Source organism: Fusicatenibacter faecihominis, from assembly GCF_020686945.1.
GTDB lineage: Bacteria > Bacillota > Clostridia > Lachnospirales > Lachnospiraceae > Limivivens > Limivivens faecihominis.
Map to the genome: position 1 here is coordinate 215,248 of NZ_JAJEPR010000001.1, position 19,209 is coordinate 234,456.

General features: G+C 50.8%; 15 protein-coding genes. All 15 read left to right on the top strand.

Annotated elements, in window-relative coordinates; translation table 11 throughout:
• Position 1: 1 nt before the first annotated feature.
• The 15 genes from hpt (at position 2) to LKD71_RS01015 (ending at position 18,891) form a co-directional block, all read left to right on the top strand.
• Complete coding sequence (gene hpt, locus LKD71_RS00945; RefSeq protein ID WP_178046191.1) at positions 2-529, top strand: hypoxanthine phosphoribosyltransferase; 528 nt, start codon at positions 2-4, stop codon at positions 527-529.
• 23 nt (positions 530-552) lie between these two features.
• The gene (gene ftsH, locus LKD71_RS00950) at positions 553-2,373 is read left to right on the top strand and encodes an ATP-dependent zinc metalloprotease FtsH (protein ID WP_227613996.1); all 1,821 of its coding nucleotides are present in this window, start codon (positions 553-555) and stop codon (positions 2,371-2,373) included.
• 330 nt (positions 2,374-2,703) lie between these two features.
• Positions 2,704-4,836: an alpha-glycosidase gene (locus LKD71_RS00955; RefSeq protein ID WP_227613997.1), complete on the top strand. Its 2,133-nt coding sequence runs from the start codon at positions 2,704-2,706 to the stop codon at positions 4,834-4,836.
• 38 nt (positions 4,837-4,874) lie between these two features.
• The gene (locus tag LKD71_RS00960) at positions 4,875-5,648 is read left to right on the top strand and encodes a threonine/serine exporter family protein (protein WP_178046190.1); all 774 of its coding nucleotides are present in this window, start codon (positions 4,875-4,877) and stop codon (positions 5,646-5,648) included.
• The gene (locus tag LKD71_RS00965; RefSeq protein WP_178046189.1) at positions 5,645-6,112 is read left to right on the top strand and encodes a threonine/serine exporter family protein; all 468 of its coding nucleotides are present in this window, start codon (positions 5,645-5,647) and stop codon (positions 6,110-6,112) included. The genes LKD71_RS00960 and LKD71_RS00965 overlap by 4 nt, the downstream gene beginning before the upstream one ends.
• 267 nt (positions 6,113-6,379) lie before the next feature.
• Positions 6,380-7,381 carry a LacI family DNA-binding transcriptional regulator gene (locus LKD71_RS00970; protein ID WP_178046188.1) on the top strand — a complete coding sequence of 334 codons (1,002 nt, stop codon included), beginning with the start codon at positions 6,380-6,382 and terminating at the stop codon, positions 7,379-7,381.
• Between the two features lie 318 nt (positions 7,382-7,699).
• The gene (locus LKD71_RS00975) at positions 7,700-9,016 is read left to right on the top strand and encodes an ABC transporter substrate-binding protein (RefSeq protein WP_227613998.1); all 1,317 of its coding nucleotides are present in this window, start codon (positions 7,700-7,702) and stop codon (positions 9,014-9,016) included.
• Positions 9,017-9,261: 245 nt separating this feature from the next.
• Positions 9,262-10,137, top strand: a complete 876-nt coding sequence (locus LKD71_RS00980) for a carbohydrate ABC transporter permease (protein ID WP_178046883.1) — start codon at positions 9,262-9,264, stop codon at positions 10,135-10,137.
• Positions 10,137-10,970, top strand: coding sequence for a carbohydrate ABC transporter permease (locus tag LKD71_RS00985; protein WP_227613999.1), 834 nt, complete (start codon positions 10,137-10,139; stop codon positions 10,968-10,970). Before LKD71_RS00980 ends, LKD71_RS00985 begins: the two co-directional genes overlap by 1 nt.
• Complete coding sequence (locus LKD71_RS00990) at positions 10,970-11,776, top strand: MBL fold metallo-hydrolase (RefSeq protein ID WP_227614000.1); 807 nt, start codon at positions 10,970-10,972, stop codon at positions 11,774-11,776. The genes LKD71_RS00985 and LKD71_RS00990 overlap by 1 nt, the downstream gene beginning before the upstream one ends.
• Positions 11,777-11,818: 42 nt before the next feature.
• Positions 11,819-13,462, top strand: a complete 1,644-nt coding sequence (locus LKD71_RS00995) for a glycoside hydrolase family 43 protein (protein WP_227614001.1) — start codon at positions 11,819-11,821, stop codon at positions 13,460-13,462.
• An 80-nt stretch (positions 13,463-13,542) separates the two neighbouring features.
• Positions 13,543-15,978, top strand: coding sequence for a beta-mannosidase (locus LKD71_RS01000; protein ID WP_227614002.1), 2,436 nt, complete (start codon positions 13,543-13,545; stop codon positions 15,976-15,978).
• Between the two features lie 84 nt (positions 15,979-16,062).
• A complete protein-coding gene (locus LKD71_RS01005) occupies positions 16,063-17,427 on the top strand; it encodes a GH1 family beta-glucosidase (RefSeq protein WP_227614003.1) in 1,365 nt (454 codons plus the stop codon).
• A 336-nt stretch (positions 17,428-17,763) separates the two neighbouring features.
• Positions 17,764-17,949: a hypothetical protein gene (locus LKD71_RS01010; protein ID WP_227614004.1), complete on the top strand. Its 186-nt coding sequence runs from the start codon at positions 17,764-17,766 to the stop codon at positions 17,947-17,949.
• 321 nt (positions 17,950-18,270) lie between these two features.
• The gene (locus LKD71_RS01015; protein ID WP_178046890.1) at positions 18,271-18,891 is read left to right on the top strand and encodes an AAA family ATPase; all 621 of its coding nucleotides are present in this window, start codon (positions 18,271-18,273) and stop codon (positions 18,889-18,891) included.
• Positions 18,892-19,209 lie beyond the last annotated feature (318 nt).

Consider the following 19,209-nt stretch of genomic DNA (forward strand, 5'->3'; position numbering starts at 1 on the left):
AATGGAAGACAAGATTCGTGTTCTGGTACCAGAAAAAGATGTGGATGCAAAAATCGCAGAACTTGGCAAAAAAATCAGTGAAGATTATGCCGGACGTCAGGTGCATCTGGTATGCGTGCTCAAAGGCGGCGTGTTCTTTATGTGTGAGCTGGCAAAGAGAATTACGGTTCCCGTTACGATGGATTTCATGTCTGTCAGCAGCTACGGTGCAGGCACAGAGTCCAGCGGTGTGGTAAAGATCGTAAAGGATCTGGATCAGCCCCTGGATGGCAAGGACGTTCTGATCGTTGAGGATATCGTGGATTCAGGAAGAACCTTAGGTTATCTGATGGAGATCCTGAGGAAGAGAAATCCGAAGAGCCTGCATCTTTGTACGCTCCTTGACAAGCCGGAGCGCCGTGTCACCGATGTGAAAGTAGACTATACCGGTTTCAATATTCCCGATGAGTTCGTTGTGGGCTACGGTCTGGATTACGACCAGAAATACCGGAATCTTCCCTACATCGGAATCGTAGAATTAGGCAAGTAACAGTAACTGAAAGGAGATTCGCGTTGAACAGAGAATCAAGAGGAATAGGACTGTATATTTCCGTGGCAGTCGTCCTGGTGCTGGCATATTTTCTATTACGCAGCGGCTTTTTGCATACGGAGACCTATACCTATCAGTATATGCAGACCGCCGTGGAGGATGGAAAGGTTGCCAAGGTGGAAGTTCACCAGAACGCCCAGGTGCCCACGGGTTATCTGAACGTACACATGACCGACGGCAGTGTGGACCGGGTCAACGTTTCGGATGTAAATGAAGCGGTAAAATATCTGGATGAGCAGGGAATCAACTGTTATATCCATGATGTGCCCCAGGAAAGTATCTTCTTAAATAATGTACTCCCCATGCTGCTGATGGTCGTTGTGGTCATGGTCATGTTTATGATGATGAACCGCCAGGCGGCGTCAGGCGGCGGAAACAAGATGATGAATTTCGGCAAGAGCCGGGCGACGATGATCAGCCCGGATGCCAAAAAAGTAACTTTTAAAGATGTGGCAGGCCTCCAGGAGGAGAAGGAGGATCTGAAGGAGATCGTAGATTTCCTGAAAGATCCGAAGAAATATCTTCAGGTAGGCGCCCGGATCCCCAAAGGTGTCCTTCTGGTGGGTCCTCCGGGAACCGGTAAAACCCTTCTCGCCAAGGCCGTGGCCGGTGAGGCAGGCGTTCCCTTCTTCAGCATTTCCGGTTCTGATTTCGTGGAAATGTTCGTCGGCGTGGGCGCTTCCCGTGTCCGTGACCTTTTCGCCGAGGCGAAAAAGAACGCTCCCTGTATCGTCTTCATCGACGAGATCGATGCCGTGGCCAGACGCCGCGGAACCGGTATGGGAGGCGGCCACGATGAGAGAGAACAGACTCTGAACCAGATGCTCGTCGAGATGGACGGCTTCGGTTACAACGAGGGCATCATCGTCATGGCAGCAACCAACCGTGTGGATATTCTGGATCCGGCAATCCTCCGTCCCGGCCGTTTTGATCGGAAAGTGGGCGTTGGCCGTCCGGATGTCAGAGGCCGTGAGGAGATCCTGAAAGTTCATTGCAAAGGCAAACCTTTGGGAGACGATGTGGACCTCAAACAGGTGGCTCAGACCACTGCAGGCTTCACCGGAGCGGATCTTGAGAATCTCATGAACGAGTCCGCCATCTACGCAGCGAAAGCCGGAAGAAGCTTTATTCAGCAGGAAGATATCAACCGTTCCTTCGTCAAGGTCGGCATCGGCGCAGAGAAGAAGAGCCGGGTGATCTCCGAGCATGAGAAAAAGATCACAGCCTACCACGAGGCAGGCCATGCGATCCTCTTCCATGTGCTTCCGGATGTGGGACCGGTTCATACGATCTCCATCATTCCGACCGGAATGGGAGCAGCAGGCTACACGATGCCCCTGCCGGAAAAGGACGAGATGTTCAATACCAAGAACAAGATGCTCCACAACATCGAGGTTTCCTTCGGCGGAAGAATCGCTGAGGAGCTGATCTTTGGTGATGTGACCACCGGAGCTTCCCAGGATATCAAGCAGGCCACCAACCTGGCCCGGGCCATGGTCATGCAGTACGGCATGTCCGAGAAGGTGGGTATGATCTGCTACGGCGGCGACGACGATGAGGTATTCATCGGCAGAGACCTGGCCCACACCCGTTCCTACGGAGAGGAAACCGCTTCCCTCATTGATGAGGAAGTGAAGCGTATCATCGACGAATCCTACGCTCACGCGAAAAAGATCATCGAAGAGCATATGGACGTTTTGCATTCCTGCGCAGCGCTCCTTGTCGAAAAAGAGAAGATTGGCCGAGAAGAGTTCGAAAGCCTTTTCACAGATGGAATTGCGTAAGCCGCTTTTGCTCCCAGTTCCTTTTGTAGAGAACGCATAAAAAAAAATCTGAGATTTTTTAAACTTTGTGCACACTTATTTGGGTTCCTTTGTTATAATACTAATCGTAAACCCCCCCAATACATTATATAGTTTTTGCTACACCCCATAAGAGAAATACCTTCTCCAAGAGAAAAGCCAGCGGATCGATCCGCTGGCTTTTCTCATATCTGGAAATATCCATCCGGAAACCGGTTTCCGGCAGAGTTTCCGGGCAGGAAAACATTTTCCGGTTGTGCAAACAGGTGGGATAGTATAGAATAGTACAAGGAAAGAAAGGGGAATGCCGCGATGAATCTGGAAGAGATCGATTATTTACAGAAGGTGCAGAAATATATGATGACCATGCGCCCTGTTTTTCAGCCGCATGCATTATTCAGCGATGAGACGGCCAATTATGTGGAGCCTATGGAGCCCATGCCGGGAGAGACCGTGACGATCCGGTTCCGGGCTGGTCTGAATAACGTGGACAGTGTTTTCCTGATCAGCGGGTCCCGGAAGCTGTTGATGGATTATGAGAAAACGGAAGGCCGTTTTGATTATTATACAGTGAAGGTGGAAATGACGGAGGAGATCTTCCGTTATTATTTTGAGGTCTGTGCAGGAAAGATCAGTTGCTTCTATAATAAGAGAGGTGTATCGAGAGACCTGCAGGAATACTACAGCTTTGCCATCGCCCCGGGATTTCGGACGCCGGACTGGGCAAAGGGCGCTGTCATGTATCAGATTTATACGGATCGTTTTTACAATGGAGATCCGACCAACGATGTGGAAGACCGGGAATATTATTACATCGGGGACGGTTCCTCCAGGGTACGGGACTGGTACAAATATCCGGAATTTATGGGAATCCGGGAATTTTACGGAGGCGATCTCCAGGGCGTTCTGGACAAGATGGACTACCTGGAGGATCTGGGCGTGGAGGTAATTTATTTTAACCCCATCTTTGTATCGCCCTCCAACCATAAGTATGATATTCAGGACTATGATTCCGTAGACCCGCATCTCGGGAAGATCGTTAACGACGGCGGGGAGTGCCTGGCCCCCTGGGATAATGATAATACCCATGCGACCAAATACATTAAGCGTGTGACGGATCCGGAAAATCTGAAAGCCAGCAACGAGCTTCTGGCCCATCTCGTGGAGGAGGCCCACAAACGTGGAATGAAAGTCATTCTGGACGGCGTTTTCAACCACTGCGGCTCCTTTAACAAATGGCTGGACCGGGAGCGGATCTATGAGAACCAGCCGGGCTATGAAAAGGGAGCCTATGTCTCCGCAGACAGCCCCTACCGGAGCTTTTTCAAATTTAACAATGAGCACAGCTGGCCCTATAATCCTTATTACGACGGCTGGTGGGGCCATGAGACCCTGCCGAAGCTGAACTTTGAAAACTCGCCGAAGCTCGTGGAATATATCATGAACATCGGAAGAAAATGGGTGTCACCGCCCTACAACGTGGACGGCTGGCGTCTGGATGTAGCTGCGGACTTAGGCTTCAGCAACGAGTACAACCATAAATTCTGGAAGGAATTCCGGAAAAATGTCAAAGAGGCCAATCCCGATGCCATCATTCTGGCGGAGCATTACGGGGAGGCCCGTTCCTGGCTCCAGGGAGACGAGTGGGATACCGTGATGAACTATGACGCTTTCATGGAACCGCTGACCTGGTTTTTGACCGGAATGGAGAAACACAGCGATGAGTTCCGTGGCAACCTTCTGGGAAATCATGAGTCCTTCATGGGAGCGATGAGCCACCATATGAGCAGCTTTATGGCTCCGTCTTTGCAGGTGTCCATGAACGAACTGTCCAACCATGACCACTCCCGTTTCCTGACCCGGACCAACCATCGGGTGGGAAGAGTGGCCCAGCTCGGCTATCGGGCGGCGGAGGAGCAGGTCAATGTCGCCGTTATGCGGGAGGCTGTGACCGTGCAGATGACCTGGCCCGGCGCGCCGACCCTTTATTATGGAGACGAGGCAGGACTCTGTGGCTTCACCGATCCGGACAACCGGAGAACTTACCCCTGGGGAAGGGAGAATAAGGAGCTCATCGATTTCCATCGGGAAATGATCCGGATCCACAAGAAATATCCGGTACTGAGCCATGGTTCGCTGAAATTCCTCTATGGGGAACATAATGTCATTGCCTACGGCCGTTTCGATATGAAAGAACGGGTCATCGTGGCCTTCCATAACGGGCAGGGCGACAAGACCTTCATGCTACCGGTATGGCAGGTGGGTGTCTGTTCCGGGCATTCTCTTAAGAGAGTCATGCTCACCGGAGACTGGGGCTATACAACGGAACCGCAGGAGTACCAGGCTGAGGGCGGAGAGCTGACGCTGACTCTTCCAACTACATCTGCGATCGTTCTCGTGGAAATGGTTCCGGAAGAAGAGAAGGAAGAAAAGACGGAGCAGTAAGCGCGGGGCTGCTGTTTTCGATAACTATTGGGGGAAACATGGAAGATAAAGAGCGAGAGCTGATATTTGAGGTGGCCGGCATGGCCGGAGATATCCTGCTCCGAAGCGGGGCGGAGATCTCCCGGGTGGATGAGACCATGCGGCGGATCGCCTGCGCTTATGAGCTGGAAAACGTCAGCACTTTTGTACTGAGTAACGGTATTTTTCTGACTTCCGAGACGGAAGGCAGCAACCATCAGGTGCGGGTGCGCCATATTCCGCTGGCCGGGGCCAGACTGGACCGGATCGATGCGGTGAACGAGCTGTCGAGAGAGATCGAGCTGGGCTTTTTCACACCCACGGAAGCCAAAGCGAAATTAAAAGAGATTGAGAAGCTGCCCCAGAAGCCGGGCTGGCACCAGATTCTGGCAGCCGGTATCGGAAGCGGAGCCTTCTGCTTCCTCTTCGGCGGGGATGTGCTGGATTCGCTGGCGGCTTTCCTGGCAGGCTTTATCCTGTATCTGTATGTGCTGGATGTGGTGAAGGGGCGGCTTTCCAAGATCGCCACCAACGCCAGCGGTGGAGCTCTGGTCATGGCGCTGACCCTGCTTTTTTACCGGCTGGGCTTCGGGCACCATCTGGATCTCATGTCTGTGGGGGCCCTGCTTCCGCTGATTCCGGGAGTGGCCTTTACGAACTCGATCCGGGATTTCGCCGATCAGGACTATATCGCCGGGGCGGTACGGTTACTGGACACGCTGATTGTGATTTTCAGCATCGCCCTGGGCGTGGGCCTGATGATGATGTGGTGCGGAATAGGAGGCAGCTTATGATTTTGCGTCTGATTGAAGAAGGAATCGCCGCAGGCATCGGAACCATCGCTTTTGCGCTGATGTTCCATGTGCCGAAGCAGTATTATCTCTGCGGGGGTGTGGCGGGAGCGGCCGGCTGGCTTGTCTACCGGGCTCTCGAGCTCAACGTGAATTCCCTCATGGGTCCGGTCTTTGCCGGAGCTTTCACGGTAGTTTTTCTGTCGAGGATTTTTGCCGTCCGGAAAAAATGCCCCGTGACGATGTTTCTGATCCCGGGAATTTTCCCGCTGGTGCCAGGAATGGGCATCTACCAGACCGCCCAGGCCCTGGTAGGAAGCGACTGGGATCTGGCGGCCTCCAAGGGACTGACCTCCATCAAGTTTGCTGTTGCCATCGTGGGCGGCATCCTTCTGGGCTTTGAAATTCCCCAGCGCTGGTTCTCTTTTCGGGAAAATAAAGTTCAGAAAACGGGAAAATTTTCCTGATTTTCCTGAAAAATGAAAAAATCAGATTTTTTGAGACCTTTTCGGAGGTCTCTTTTTTTATTCAAAGATACAGGAAAACGACAGGCTTTGGGCGTTGTCTCTGGTTTCTTCTTCTTTTTATTGTGTTTTTACACAAAACAACTGTGACCGATTTGTGAATAAGCTCCAAAACAACGGAAAACCACAAAAAATGTATTGAAATATTGTGGAGAATGTGGTACTATTCTGAACGCAGGAAAACGTTACCACAGAAAGGAGCCCGAACCATTGGAGATAACAATTAAAGATATTGCCGCTGACGCGAAGGTTTCCGTTTCCACGGTCTCCAGGGTTATGAACGGGTCGAAAGCTGTTAGTGATGAGTTAAGACACCGGGTTATGAGAAGCATTGAGAAGTATCACTACATACCCAATGCGGAGGCCAGAAGCCTTGTCACCAAGAACACACATCTGGTGGCGGTTCTGGAGGCGGACTTGAGAAACCCGATCACCGCGATCCATTTGAAACAGATCAGCGATGTCTGCATGAAACATAACAAAGTTGTCATTGCCTGCGATTATGATTTTGATAATAAGAAAGCGCTGGTCCTCATGGACCGGATGCTGGAGAGAAACATCGACGGACTGATCTTCCAGGGAGTTCATCTCACCGATGAGATCCTGAAGAAGCTTCATGAATTCCCCTGTCCGGTGGTCCTGGGAAACCAGGGATTATCCGGAGACGATTGTGAGTTCACCACAGTGACCGTTGACAGTTATGGAGTTGCCAGAGATATCACAGAATTTCTCGTGGGTGACGGCCACAGACGGATCGCTTATGTGGGAGGAAATGCAGAGGACTACACCAACGGCCAGTTGAGGCTGAAGGGATACCGGGATGCCATGAAGGCAGCGGGACTTGAGATTCCTGATTCCTATATCTATCAGGGAAATTTCAGCACCGAGGCCGGTGTGGAGGGAATGAAGAAAATCTACGAGAACAGCAGAGATCTTCCGACCGCCGTCATCACCGGTTCCGACATCATCGCCATCGGCGTGATCCGGTATCTCAAATCTTTGAATATCCGGGTGCCCGAGGATATTTCCGTGTTCGGCGTAGATGATTCGGTGTCCGATATTTTTGACCCGCCTCTTTCCACCGTGAGGATGTTTCAGCAGGGAGAGATGTTCTACGAAGCACTTTTCGGAGAGCATGCGGATGAGAAAAAGATCATCCACTTCCCTTATCAGCTGGTGAGAAGAAATTCTACCAGAAAACTTTGGCAGTGAGAACTGCCATTAAGTTTTCCTGATGAGGAAAACGATTTCTTGAAAGTTTTAACCTTTTACAAAGATATTTAATGTTGCAATTACGCGACATAAATATATGATACCAGGGTGAAAAGGTCAAAATGCCGTTCCTGCTTGCAGGATAAGGCATTTGAACTTGGAACCCGTCAAATATGAGGAAGCAGCGATTTACGCAGTAAATCAGCGAATTCCGAATATTTGCAGAATTGCGGGAGCTGCGTTGCAGCGTAGCAATTCGCAGGAATCATTCATACCCCCGGTATAGGGAACCGGGAGAATTTTAAGGAGGATGAAGCAATGAAAAAACATGTAGTAGCTTCTAAAATTTTAACTGGCGCACTGGCAGTTGCCATGGTTGCATCTGTTCCGGGCATGAGCGCTATCAACGCAAAAGCTGATGATCAGGTTACCATCTCTCTGTACACCACCGTACCAGGCCATGATGAAGACTTCGAGAAATTCTGTGCAGATTTCATGGAAGCAAATCCGGACATCACTGTAAACTACATCGCTTACGACAGCAGTGAGAAACAGAAATGGATGACTCTGTACGCAAGTGGTGAGGCTCCCACCGTTTCCCTGATGGACGCTGTTGATATCCGTGAGAACATCGAGAACATGGCAGCTTACGATCTGGAGGGCGACGATTCCTGGATCAAAGATCAGGTAGACGACAGCAACCTGGCTATCTTCAAGGATGACAACGGCAGCGTTTACGGCGTACCGAACTCCGTACAGTCCATGGGTATCATCTACAACAAGACCACCATTGAGAAAGCAACCGGCGAAGAGTTCGATCCTTCCACCATCAAGAGCAATGCAGATCTGGATGCTCTGTGCCAGAAGATTCAGGACGGCGGCGTTTCCCCGATCATGTTCACCGGCGTTGACTGGTCTCTCGGATCTCACTTCCTGAGCCAGGTATTCAACGGAATCCAGGGTGATGAGGAAGCTCAGAAAGCTTTTGTTGAGGGCATCAAAGACGGTTCCATCGATCTGAAGACCAACGATGCATGGAACGGTGTTATGGACACCTTCGATATCATCGCTAAATACAACTACAACTCCAACGATCCGCTGGTAGGAAACACCGAGCTGGACGGCCAGGCTATGGCAAAAGGTGATGTAGCTATGTGGTTCATGGGTGACTGGGGATGGTCCTACCTTGAGGCAGTTGCAAATGCAGATGACGAGTACGGCATCATGCCCTGCCCGCTGACCGGTTCTGAGGATGATGCAGTCAACCAGGAGCTCGGCGTATTCCCGGCAAAAGGTTATTGCGTAGACGGCAGCCAGAACGACGAAGCACAGCAGGCAGCTGGTAAGAAACTGGTTGAGTACCTGACCATCGAGAGAGCACAGGATATGTCCGACGCTCTGAGCATCGCTCTTCCGTTCAAGAACGTAGACGTAACCGTAGCAAGCCCGCTGGCAAACGCTACTCAGGCTTATGTTGCTGACGGTAAAGTACAGAGCACCTACGCATTCAGCGCACTGCTTCCGTCCGATTTCTGGAGTGAGAATGGTGCAGTTATGCAGCAGTATCTGGTAGGCCAGATGGACAGAGATACAGCTGCTGACGCTATCCAGGCTTACTGGCAGGCACAGAACTAAGTACAGAGCTGCGAAGCAGTGCGGTACTTCGGTTGCATAAACGTATAAAAAAGACAACGAAGTCCTTTTGATGATTCTGAATGGAGATGGCGCTTCGTCATCTCCATTCTTAACTAAAAATAAGAAGGTACCGAAGGCATGCCCTGTGTAAATCCCGCGTTTTCGCCTGATGTTCCCTTGCACAGGGGAGGTTTTCGGTATCAGATGATTCCCGTCAACTATTACAACTTCGAGGTAAAAGTTCAATGAAAAAGAAGAAAAATGAGATTAAATTATTCTGCGAATTTGTAATCCCGCCGATGCTGATTTGGGCTTCTATCGTAGTGATTCCGCTGATCTACGGTATTTATCTGACCTTCACCAACTGGAACGGTCTGTCACCCAATTATGATCTGGTAGGTTTTTCCAACTACGCCGCAATCTTTACAGATAAAACCTTCCTGTCTTCTCTGTGGAAGACCTTTGTGTATGTATTTTTTGTTGTTGTGTTCAGTAATGTACTCGGACTGGCCTTGGCTCTGCTTCTGACCTACGGTATCAAGCTGCAGGGACTCTTCCGTACCTGCTTCTTCGCCGCAAATATGATCGGCGGTGTCGTAATGGGTTACATCTGGAACTACATCTTCTCCTTCGCACTGACCAAGGTCGGCGCTGTTACCGGCTGGGGACTTTTACAGAAATCCTGGCTGACCAGCCCGGGAACCGCACTGGTAGCCCTGATCGTTGTTGCCGTATGGCAGCTGAGCGGATATCTGATGGTTATCTATGTAGCAGGTCTGACCAACGTTTCCAAAGATATGCTGGAAGCAGCAAAGATCGACGGAGCAAACTCCAGACAGCTTCTCCGTTTCATCAAGATTCCGATGATCCGTTCTTCTATCACAATCTGTGTATTCATGGCAATTTCCAGAGCATTCATGTCCTTCGACGTGAACCTGACTCTGACAGCCGGCGGCCCCTTCAAGTCCACCGAGCTCTTAGCACTGAAAATTTACCAGACTGCATTCAGTAACTTCGATTATGGTAAAGGCCAGGCAGAGGCACTGGTACTCTTCGTTATCGTTGCTATTATTTCTCTGGTTCAGGTATCCGTATCCAAGAAAGGGGAGGTGCAGGCATAATGGAAGCAAAAAAGAAATCAAATACTGTCATCGTTTTCATCGTCGTGCTGTTACTGGCTGTATTCTTTATCATCCCGTTTTTCCTGGTTATCCTGAACAGCTTTAAGACTTCACCGGATTTCGTTGCAAACCCCTTCAGTCTTCCGACAAAGCTTCACACGGAAAACTATGAGACCGCCTTCAACACGATGAACTTCCTGAATTCCTTCAAGAATTCCATCATCATCTGTGTGATCGCAACCGGCGTCAGCGTTGTATTAAGCTCCATGAACGCTTACGTCCTTACCCGTAAAAAATGGAAAATCACCAAAGCCTTCTACATGATCCTCATCGCGGCTATGGTTGTTCCTTTCCAGGTAATCATGATCCCGCTGGTAAAACTCTACGGTTCAGGACTGGGACTGACCAACAACATCTGGCTGGTAACGTTCATCCATATCGGACTGAACATTCCGTCCCCGACCTTCCTTTACAGCGGCTTTATCACCGGTGTTCCGGTAGAACTGGATGAGGCTGCCCTGATCGATGGCGCTTCTCCTGAGAGAACTTTCTTCAGCATCATTTTCCCGCTGCTGAAACCGATTACCATGACAAACATTGTATTCGTTGCTCTTTCCATCTGGAATGACTACATCCTGGCAAGTACCCTGCTTTCTCTGAAAGAGGTAAAAACCCTGCCGCTGATGACTTACGCATTCCTGACTACCAAGTCCGCGGATTATGCTCCCATGATGGCTGGTCTGGTTCTGACCATGCTGCCGGTTATGATCCTTTATCTCTTCGGTCAGCGTTACATCATTGAGGGTATCGTGGCAGGAAGCGTGAAGGGCTGATGGAAAACTACAGGATTCGGAAAATCGACGCCCATACCTGGCAGCTGGAGGATCCTTTCCGTACCTACCTCTATTTAATAGAAGGTACGGAGAGGGCTGTCCTCATCGATGCGGGAAATGGTTTCAGCGGTTTGAAGGAAGTGATCGCTTCCCTCACTGACAAGCCTGTGAGCGTGGTTCTGACTCATGGCCATTTCGACCATACCGGCTGTGCCGGACTTTTTGAAAGTTGTTCCATTCACAGAGAGGATGTTTCTGTTCTGGAAGAAGGATTTGACAGAAAAGCAAGGGAACATCAGGTAAAACGGTTTGCGGAGCTTTTTGACGTACCGCTTTCCAAAGAAGAAGAGAGATATCTCATCGATGTGAAAAAGCCGGAAAAGCTTTCCTTCCTTTCCGGGGGCGACCGACTGGAGCTGGGCGGAAGGACGCTGGAGGTTATTGAGACTCCGGGCCATACGAGAGGCTGCATCTGCTTCCTCGACAGAGAGAATCAGTATCTCTTTGCCGGAGATACGGGCTGCAACCGTGAGATTCTGGTTTACTTTGATCACTCCGGCACCGTGAAGGACGTCATGGAATCCGATGAAAAACTTCTGGCGCTGAAAGATCAGTATAAAGAGATCTGGCCGGGCCATCACGAGTGTCCCATGGATGCCTCCATCATCGAGGACTACCGCCAGGCGGCAGAGACAATCTTGAAAAATCCCGGAATCGGAGAGAAGATTTCCCTGGATTCCGGTTACAAAATCCTGTATAATTACAAAACGATTGGAGTTTCTTATACGGAATCTCACATTTCCTGAGGGGGCCAGCAATGGCTCCCTTGCTTTATAAGGAGGTATCTTATGGTACAGAATCCGATTTTACGCGGTTTTCATCCGGATCCCAGCCTGCTCCGGGTGGGCGACGATTATTATCTGGCGACATCCACCTTTGAGTGGGCCCCCGGCGTCCGGATCTATCACTCGACGGACCTGAAACACTGGGACTATGTCACCTCTCCCCTGGACGATTACTCCAGGATGGACCTTCGGGGCCTCAAGGCTTCCGACGGCATCTGGGCTCCCTGCTTAAGCTGGGACGGAGAGTATTTCTACCTTATTTATACAGTGGTCCGCGACGCCCGGGAATTTCCCGTTATGGATACGCCCAACTACCTGATTCGCGCGAAGAAGCTCACCGGTTCCTGGTCCGATCCGGTCTACTTAAATTCCAGCGGTTTCGACCCCTCCCTCTTTCATGACGAGGACGGCAGAAAATGGCTGGTCAACATGGAGTGGGACTATCGGAAAATCCTTTCCGGGGAAAATCCCTTCACGGGCATTCTTCTCCAGGAGTACGATCCTGAGAAAAAAGCGCTGGTGGGCGAGGCGAAAAAGATCTTCACCGGTTCTCCCATCGGCGGCACGGAGGGGCCACACCTCTACCGCCACAACGGCTATTACTACCTCATGTGCGCCGAAGGCGGAACGGGTTGGTTCCATGCTGTGACGCTGGCCCGGAGCAGGGAACTTACCGGCCCCTATGAAATTTGCCCGCACAATCCGGTTCTGACCTCCTGGGAGGGCAGCCGTGATCCGAAAGAGATAGAAAAAGCGCTGGCGAAAAAAGACTTAGGAACCAGTTTCCTCAAGAAAGCCGGTCACGCGAGCCTTGTGGAAGGGCCTGACAATCGCTGGTTCCTGGCTCATCTCTGCGGCAGAAATCTTCCGGGAATGCTCTACTGCCCCCTGGGACGGGAGACTGCGATCCAGGAAGTGGTCTGGGAAAAAGGCTGGCTGAAACTGAAGGACGGCGGCAGTGCTCCAAAAGACTCCTTCCGGGCCATCGGAGATTCGGATGCGGAAGAGAAGAGAGAGCCACTGAAAAAAGGATATCATTTTCAGGATGAGAGCTTTCTGGAAGATTTCCAGACGCTCCGGGTTTTCTACCGGGATCTCGGGATGACGATCCACGAGAGAGAAGGGTATCTAAGGATCTACGGCCGGGACTCCATTTTCTCCCGCTATGAACAGGCCCTCCTTGCGAGACGCCAGATGGAGCTCTCCTTTGAGGCGGCCGTCCGCTTTGAGTTTGCACCGACCTCTTTCCAGCACGGAGCGGGCTTAAGTTACCGCTACGACGAGCGAAACCAGTATTACGCTTATGTGACCCTGGGAGACAAAGGAGTAGAACTGAACCTGCTGAGCGTGATCGCCGGAAAGACGGAGCTTCTGGCTTCCGAGCCGGTGAAGGGCCTGGCGGGCGGAGAACTCCCGGCCTACGAGCTCTCCGTCTCCGTGGAGGAGGATGCTGTCCAGTTCTTCTGGCTGGATGAGACGAGCGAAAAGCGGAAGCTGGGACCGACCCTTCATTCCTATATTCTCTCCGACGATTTCGCGGATGGTTTCACCGGAGCCTTCGTCGGCGTGGCCGTCCAGGACATGAAAGACCGGAAAAATTATGCGGATGTGGCCTGGTTTAAATATGAAGAAAGAGATGCAAAGTAGGCAAGTATCTGCTATAATGAAACCGTTTCCCGGGCTGTGAAAAAAAGCCCACAGACTGCAACTTTGAAAGGACATAAAAGATGAAAAGAGAGCTGAAAGAGTCTTTTGAAATACGGGTAGCCGGAACCGAGGACTGGTATTCCATGACCGTTCCGGGTTCCGCCATGGACACCCTTGTGAAGGCAGGCGTTCTGCCCGATCCCTACTATGGAGAGAACGAGTATCAGGTGCGGGAATTTTTCCGCAACGATTTTGACATCCGGGGTCATTTTACCGTAAGCCCGGAGGAGTTTAAAGCCGGTCATATGCTTCTGGTCTTCAACGGCATCGACACCGTGGCTGACCTTTATCTCAACGGTCACAAACTGGGCCACACAGAAAACATGCACCGCCGCTTTACTTTTGACATCAAAAAATATGCGAAAGAGGGAGACAACCTCCTGGAAATCCACCTTGCTTCCCCGCTGAACTTTATCGAGTCTTACAAACCCGCAAAAGGCCGCGAGATCCATATGTGCAACACCGGCACGATGCCGGGCAACCAGTATATCAGAAAACCCCACTGCATGTTTGGCTGGGACTGGGGTCCCCAGCTTCCGGATGCCGGCATTTTCCGTGAGATCGAGCTTGTGACCTACGAGAAAGCCCGCCTGATGGACACCCTGATTCGCCAGAAACACGAGGAAGGTCAGGTAACGCTGACGATGACCACCGATGTGGAAAAGGATGCGGACGCAAAGGTGAAGCTTACCTATGAGGTTATGGATCCTGACGGAAAACTTCTCTATCTGGGAGAGGATTCCAGCGTGAAAATCGAGGAGCCGAGACTCTGGTGGCCTCACGGAAGCGGAGAGCAGCCCCTTTATACGGTCCGCGTACTCATGGAGAGCGAGGGCGAGGAGGCCCAGGAGAAGCTTTACCGCATCGGTCTTCGTACGGTGACGGTTTCCAGAGAGGATGACGAGTGGGGCCAGGAATTTGCCATCACCGTCAACGGAAAGAAGATCTTCGCAAGAGGAGCTGACTATATCCCCGACGACTGTTATTATTCCAGACTGACCCGAGAGGTGTTTCTGCGAGATGTGCAGGCAGCAGTATTTGCCAATTTCAACTGCCTCCGGATCTGGGGTGGCGGCTATTATCCCGCCGATGAGTTCTACGATCTCTGCGATGAGTACGGTATTCTGCTCTGGCAGGATCTCATGTATGCCTGCAACATTTACGACCTCACCGAGTCCTTCAAGGAGAATATCGTGGAGGAGGCAAGGGACAACATCCTTCGTTTCCGGAACCATGCCAGCCTGGGCCTGATCTGCGGAAACAACGAGCTGGAATCCGCCTGGACCGACTGGACAGCCATGAAATGCCATGCGCCTTCTCTCAAGAGAGATTACCTCATTCAGTTCGAGTACCTTCTCGCCAACGTGGTGAAAGAGACCGCGCCGGATGCCTTCTACTGGCCCTCTTCCCCGTCCTCAGGCGGAAGCTTTGACAAGCCCAACGACGACAACCGCGGAGATGCTCACTACTGGGACGTATGGCACGGCCAGCTGCCCTTCAGCGAGTATCTGAACCACTATTTCCGTTTCTGCTCTGAGTTCGGTTTCCAGTCTCTGCCTTCCATCAAGACGATTGAGACCTTCACCGAGGAAAAAGACCGGAACCTCTTCTCCAAAGTCATGGAGAGCCATCAGAAGAACCCGGCAGCCAACGGAAAGATTCTCTATTATCTCTCCGAGACCTTCCGTTACCCGAGAGACCTCTCCGGCCTGACTTTCTTAAGTCAGATCCTTCAGGGTTACGCGATGAAGGTCGCTACCGAGCACTGGAGAAGAAACCGCGGCAGATGTATGGGAAGCATTTACTGGCAGTTCAACGACAACTGGCCTGTGGCTTCCTGGTCCAGCATGGATTATTACGGAAGATACAAGGCGCTTCACTATATGGCCCGCGTCTTCAACGAGGCCGTAGCGGGCAGCATCCGCAAAGAGGGAAATACCATGGGCTTCTGGATCTCCAACGAGAGCCTGAAAGAAGCCGCTGTGGAGGTAAAAGTAAGCCTTAAGGATCTGGATTTCAAGGTGCTCTATGAGGAGACCGTTTCCGGAACCGTGGCTCCGCTTTCCGCTGTGGACCTTCTCACGAAGGATTTTTCCGAGCTGATCGAGGGCCGCAGCGAGCAGGTCTTTGTCACCATGGAATACAAAGTTACCGACAAAGAGACCGGAAAAACTGAGGAGCGCTGCGAGTTTGAGACCTTCGTTCCCGTGAAACATCTGGAACTCAAGGACCCGGAGCTTACCGTTTCCTGCGCTGAGGACGGCACTGTGACGATCTCTGCCAAGAGCTTTGCTCCCTACTGCATGGTCGAGGGCGTTAACGAGGATATCATCTGGGACAGCAACGTCCTGGCTATGACAGACGGAAATGCGAAGGTCCTGCATCCGGTGAAAGGCGTTGTTCCGGGAGTGAAGCCGGAGATTCGCGTTTACGATGTATATCATACTTATGCATAAAAAAGAAGCTGGGGTCAAAAGATCTTTTGACTCCGGAAAAAGAGGACAGAAAGCTGTCCAGGATAAGAAAGGAGACATACACAAATGAGCTTCAGAAAGGATTTTGTATGGGGAGCGGCTACCGCTTCCTATCAGGTGGAAGGAGCCGCCTACGAGGACGGCAAGGGACTGAATATCTGGGATGTATTCTGCAAAGAGGATGGTCATGTCTATGAGCACCACACAGGCGATGTGGCCTGCGACCAGTATCACCGCTACAAAGAAGATGTGGCCATCATGAAGGAGCTGGGCCTGAAAGCCTATCGTTTTTCCGTAAACTGGGCCCGCATCCTGCCGGAAGGAATCGGGAAAGTCAATGAGAAAGGCCTCGCTTATTACGATAACCTCGTAAACTGCCTGATCGAGAACGGTATTGAGCCCTATATGACTCTCTATCACTGGGATCTTCCCTACGCCCTTCATCAGAAAGGCGGCTGGCTGAATCCTCAGTCTCCGGAATGGTTCTATGAGTATGCAAAGCTGATGGCCGCTCATTTTTCTGACCGTGTCAGCCATTTCTTCACCTTCAACGAGCCCCAGTGTACCGTCGGCCTGGGCTATGTGACCGGCGAGCATGCACCGGGACTGAAAGTTGGCCCTTATGATTACTTCAGTATCTGGCACAACGTTCTGAAGGCTCATGGTCGCGGCGTACAGGCCATCCGTGAGGCAGCAGTCCGCCCGGTGGAAATCGGAATGGCTCCCTGCGGCGCCCTCTATTATCCGGCAACCGATTCCAAGGAGGATATCGAGGCAGCGAGAAAAGCAAACTTCTCCCTTCCCGAGGCAGATATCCGTGCAGCAAGCTGGGATGTGGCCTTCTGTGCCGATCCGGTTTTCTTAGGCCAGTATCCGGAGGATATCATGAAGAGCTTCGGCCAGTATTTCCCGAAAAATGCGGAGAAGGATCTGGAGCTGATTTCCCAGCCGCTGGATTTCTACGGACAGAACATCTACAACGCCGTACCGGTACGGGCAGATGAAAACGGCAATCCGGTCCGTGTGGACCGTTATCCGGGCTTCCCGAAGACCGCCATCCAGTGGCCGGTGACTCCGGAAGTTCTCTACTGGGCTCCGAAATTCCTCTATGAGCGTTACCAGAAACCTTTCTATGTGACCGAGAACGGCATGTCCTCCCATGACTGGGTATCCCTGGACGGAAAGGTTCATGACGCGAGCCGTGTGGACTTCATGCACCGCTACTTAAGAGAGTTCAAAAAAGCAGCCGCCGACGGCGTAGACCTTCGCGGTTACTTTGCCTGGTCCCTCATGGACAACTTTGAGTGGGCCTACGGCTACTCCGAGCGTTTCGGCATGGTCTATGTAGACTACCAGACCCAGAAACGCACCGTGAAAGATTCCGGTCTCTTCTATAAAAATGTGATCGCTTCCAACGGAGAGATTCTGTAAGATTTAAAGAGACAGCCTGCGGCAAGAATGAGTTTGCGGCGGGCTGTCTTTTTTTGAAAAAATTGCGTGAAAAATTGCAAAAAACATGTTATGATATATATAAGCATTTTATTTCTAAACATTTCTTTGTGAGACACTCTCATTTCTTTATTCGCTGCGTTCGCAGTCTTAGAAATTTCCAATGCGAGAACAGACAAACAAAAACAGAGGAGACTTCTGAGGCAGAAAAGCAGAGCCTCCTCGGCACAGCAGAAGCAGAAAACTTCTGATGTAGAGAAAATAGCAGGCTATTCAAAGATTCAGTGGTCAGAATCCTTTCGGAAGGAGGCAAAAACAATGACAGGTTTTGGGGAGATGATTTTTCAGAATGGAATGGAGCAGGGCGAAAAGTCCATCGTAGAATACATGATGAAAACGGGGAAATATTCGCTGGAGGAGATTTCTGCCATCACAGGGGTTTCCATGGAGACCGTGGAAAAAATCTCCACGGGACAGGTATATGGGTCGGAACCCCGAGATTAACAAAAATTTAACAAAAAATCCATTTCTTCTGCTTGACAGCGGAAAAATCAAGTGCTATAACATAGCAAGAACAAAAGAAGCAGGGAACAATAGATTATTCAGGAATTCGGAAAACGATTTCCTGATGATTTTTTTGAGCCTACAGGTTTACACTGGGGAGGGTGGAACCTGAGTTGGAAGCTTCCGGTTCGATAACCATGATAAGCGGCAGACACGGGAAGGCTTAGCGTATCTGCCTTGACATATATTTGCGGTGCCAGAGAGCAGCAGCATGGTGCAGGACTACGGGCATTGCTATTATTACGAAGGAAGGACATTACAATGGTTAAGAAACTGATACTGGTTACTTCTCCGCCCGCATGCGGAAAAACTTACATTTCAAAAGCACTTGCAGCACGTCTGGAGCATGTAGTATATCTGGATAAAGATACGCTCATCACCCTTTCCAAGCAGATTTTTAAAGTGGCGAATCAGCCCTACAACCGCAGCAGCCAGTTCTTCGAGGACAACATCCGCGATTACGAGTATGACTGTGTTGTGGATCTGGCTCTGGAAGCTCTGGATTATGAGGACAAGGTGCTGATCAATGCTCCCTTTACCCGCGAGATCCGCGATATGGACTACATCAAAGGCCTGGAGAAAAAGCTCGCTGAGAAAAACGCCACCCTCGTGGTTGTCTGGGTTGAGACCTCTCCGGAGATCGTTCATAAGCGCATGATCGACAGAAACTCTGACAGAGATACCTGGAAGCTGGAGCACTGGGATGAGTACATCGCAGGCTGTAACTTTGAGATTCCGGAGAATCTCAAACGTCCGGGAGCCAAAGATTCCCTTATTATCTTTAAGAATAACAATGAGAAAGAATTTGAGAATTCCATGAAGAAATGTGTTTCCATTCTGGATGAAACCATGAACGAGGATTCCCTTCAGCAGGTAGGCTGAATTATTTGAAAAAATATATACCCCGGAACTGTGGCTGAGAAAGCTACAGTTCCGGGGTTTTCTTGTTAACAGGAAAATCCATTGGAATTACTTGTTACACAAAAAAATCCGAGCAGGATCGCATTGCGCCGGAGAGTCCTGCAAATAAGACTTTTTATCCGAAAGCAGGAGCGAAAAGTTCCTTCAGAAAACTGGGTGACGCAGACCAAAAACTGTGTTACACTGACAGCACGATGCGAAATTGCACAGGCGGCCTTGTATTAAAACGATTTGCAGGGACTGCCAATATCATAACGCCGCCGGAAAAACGATGGACGG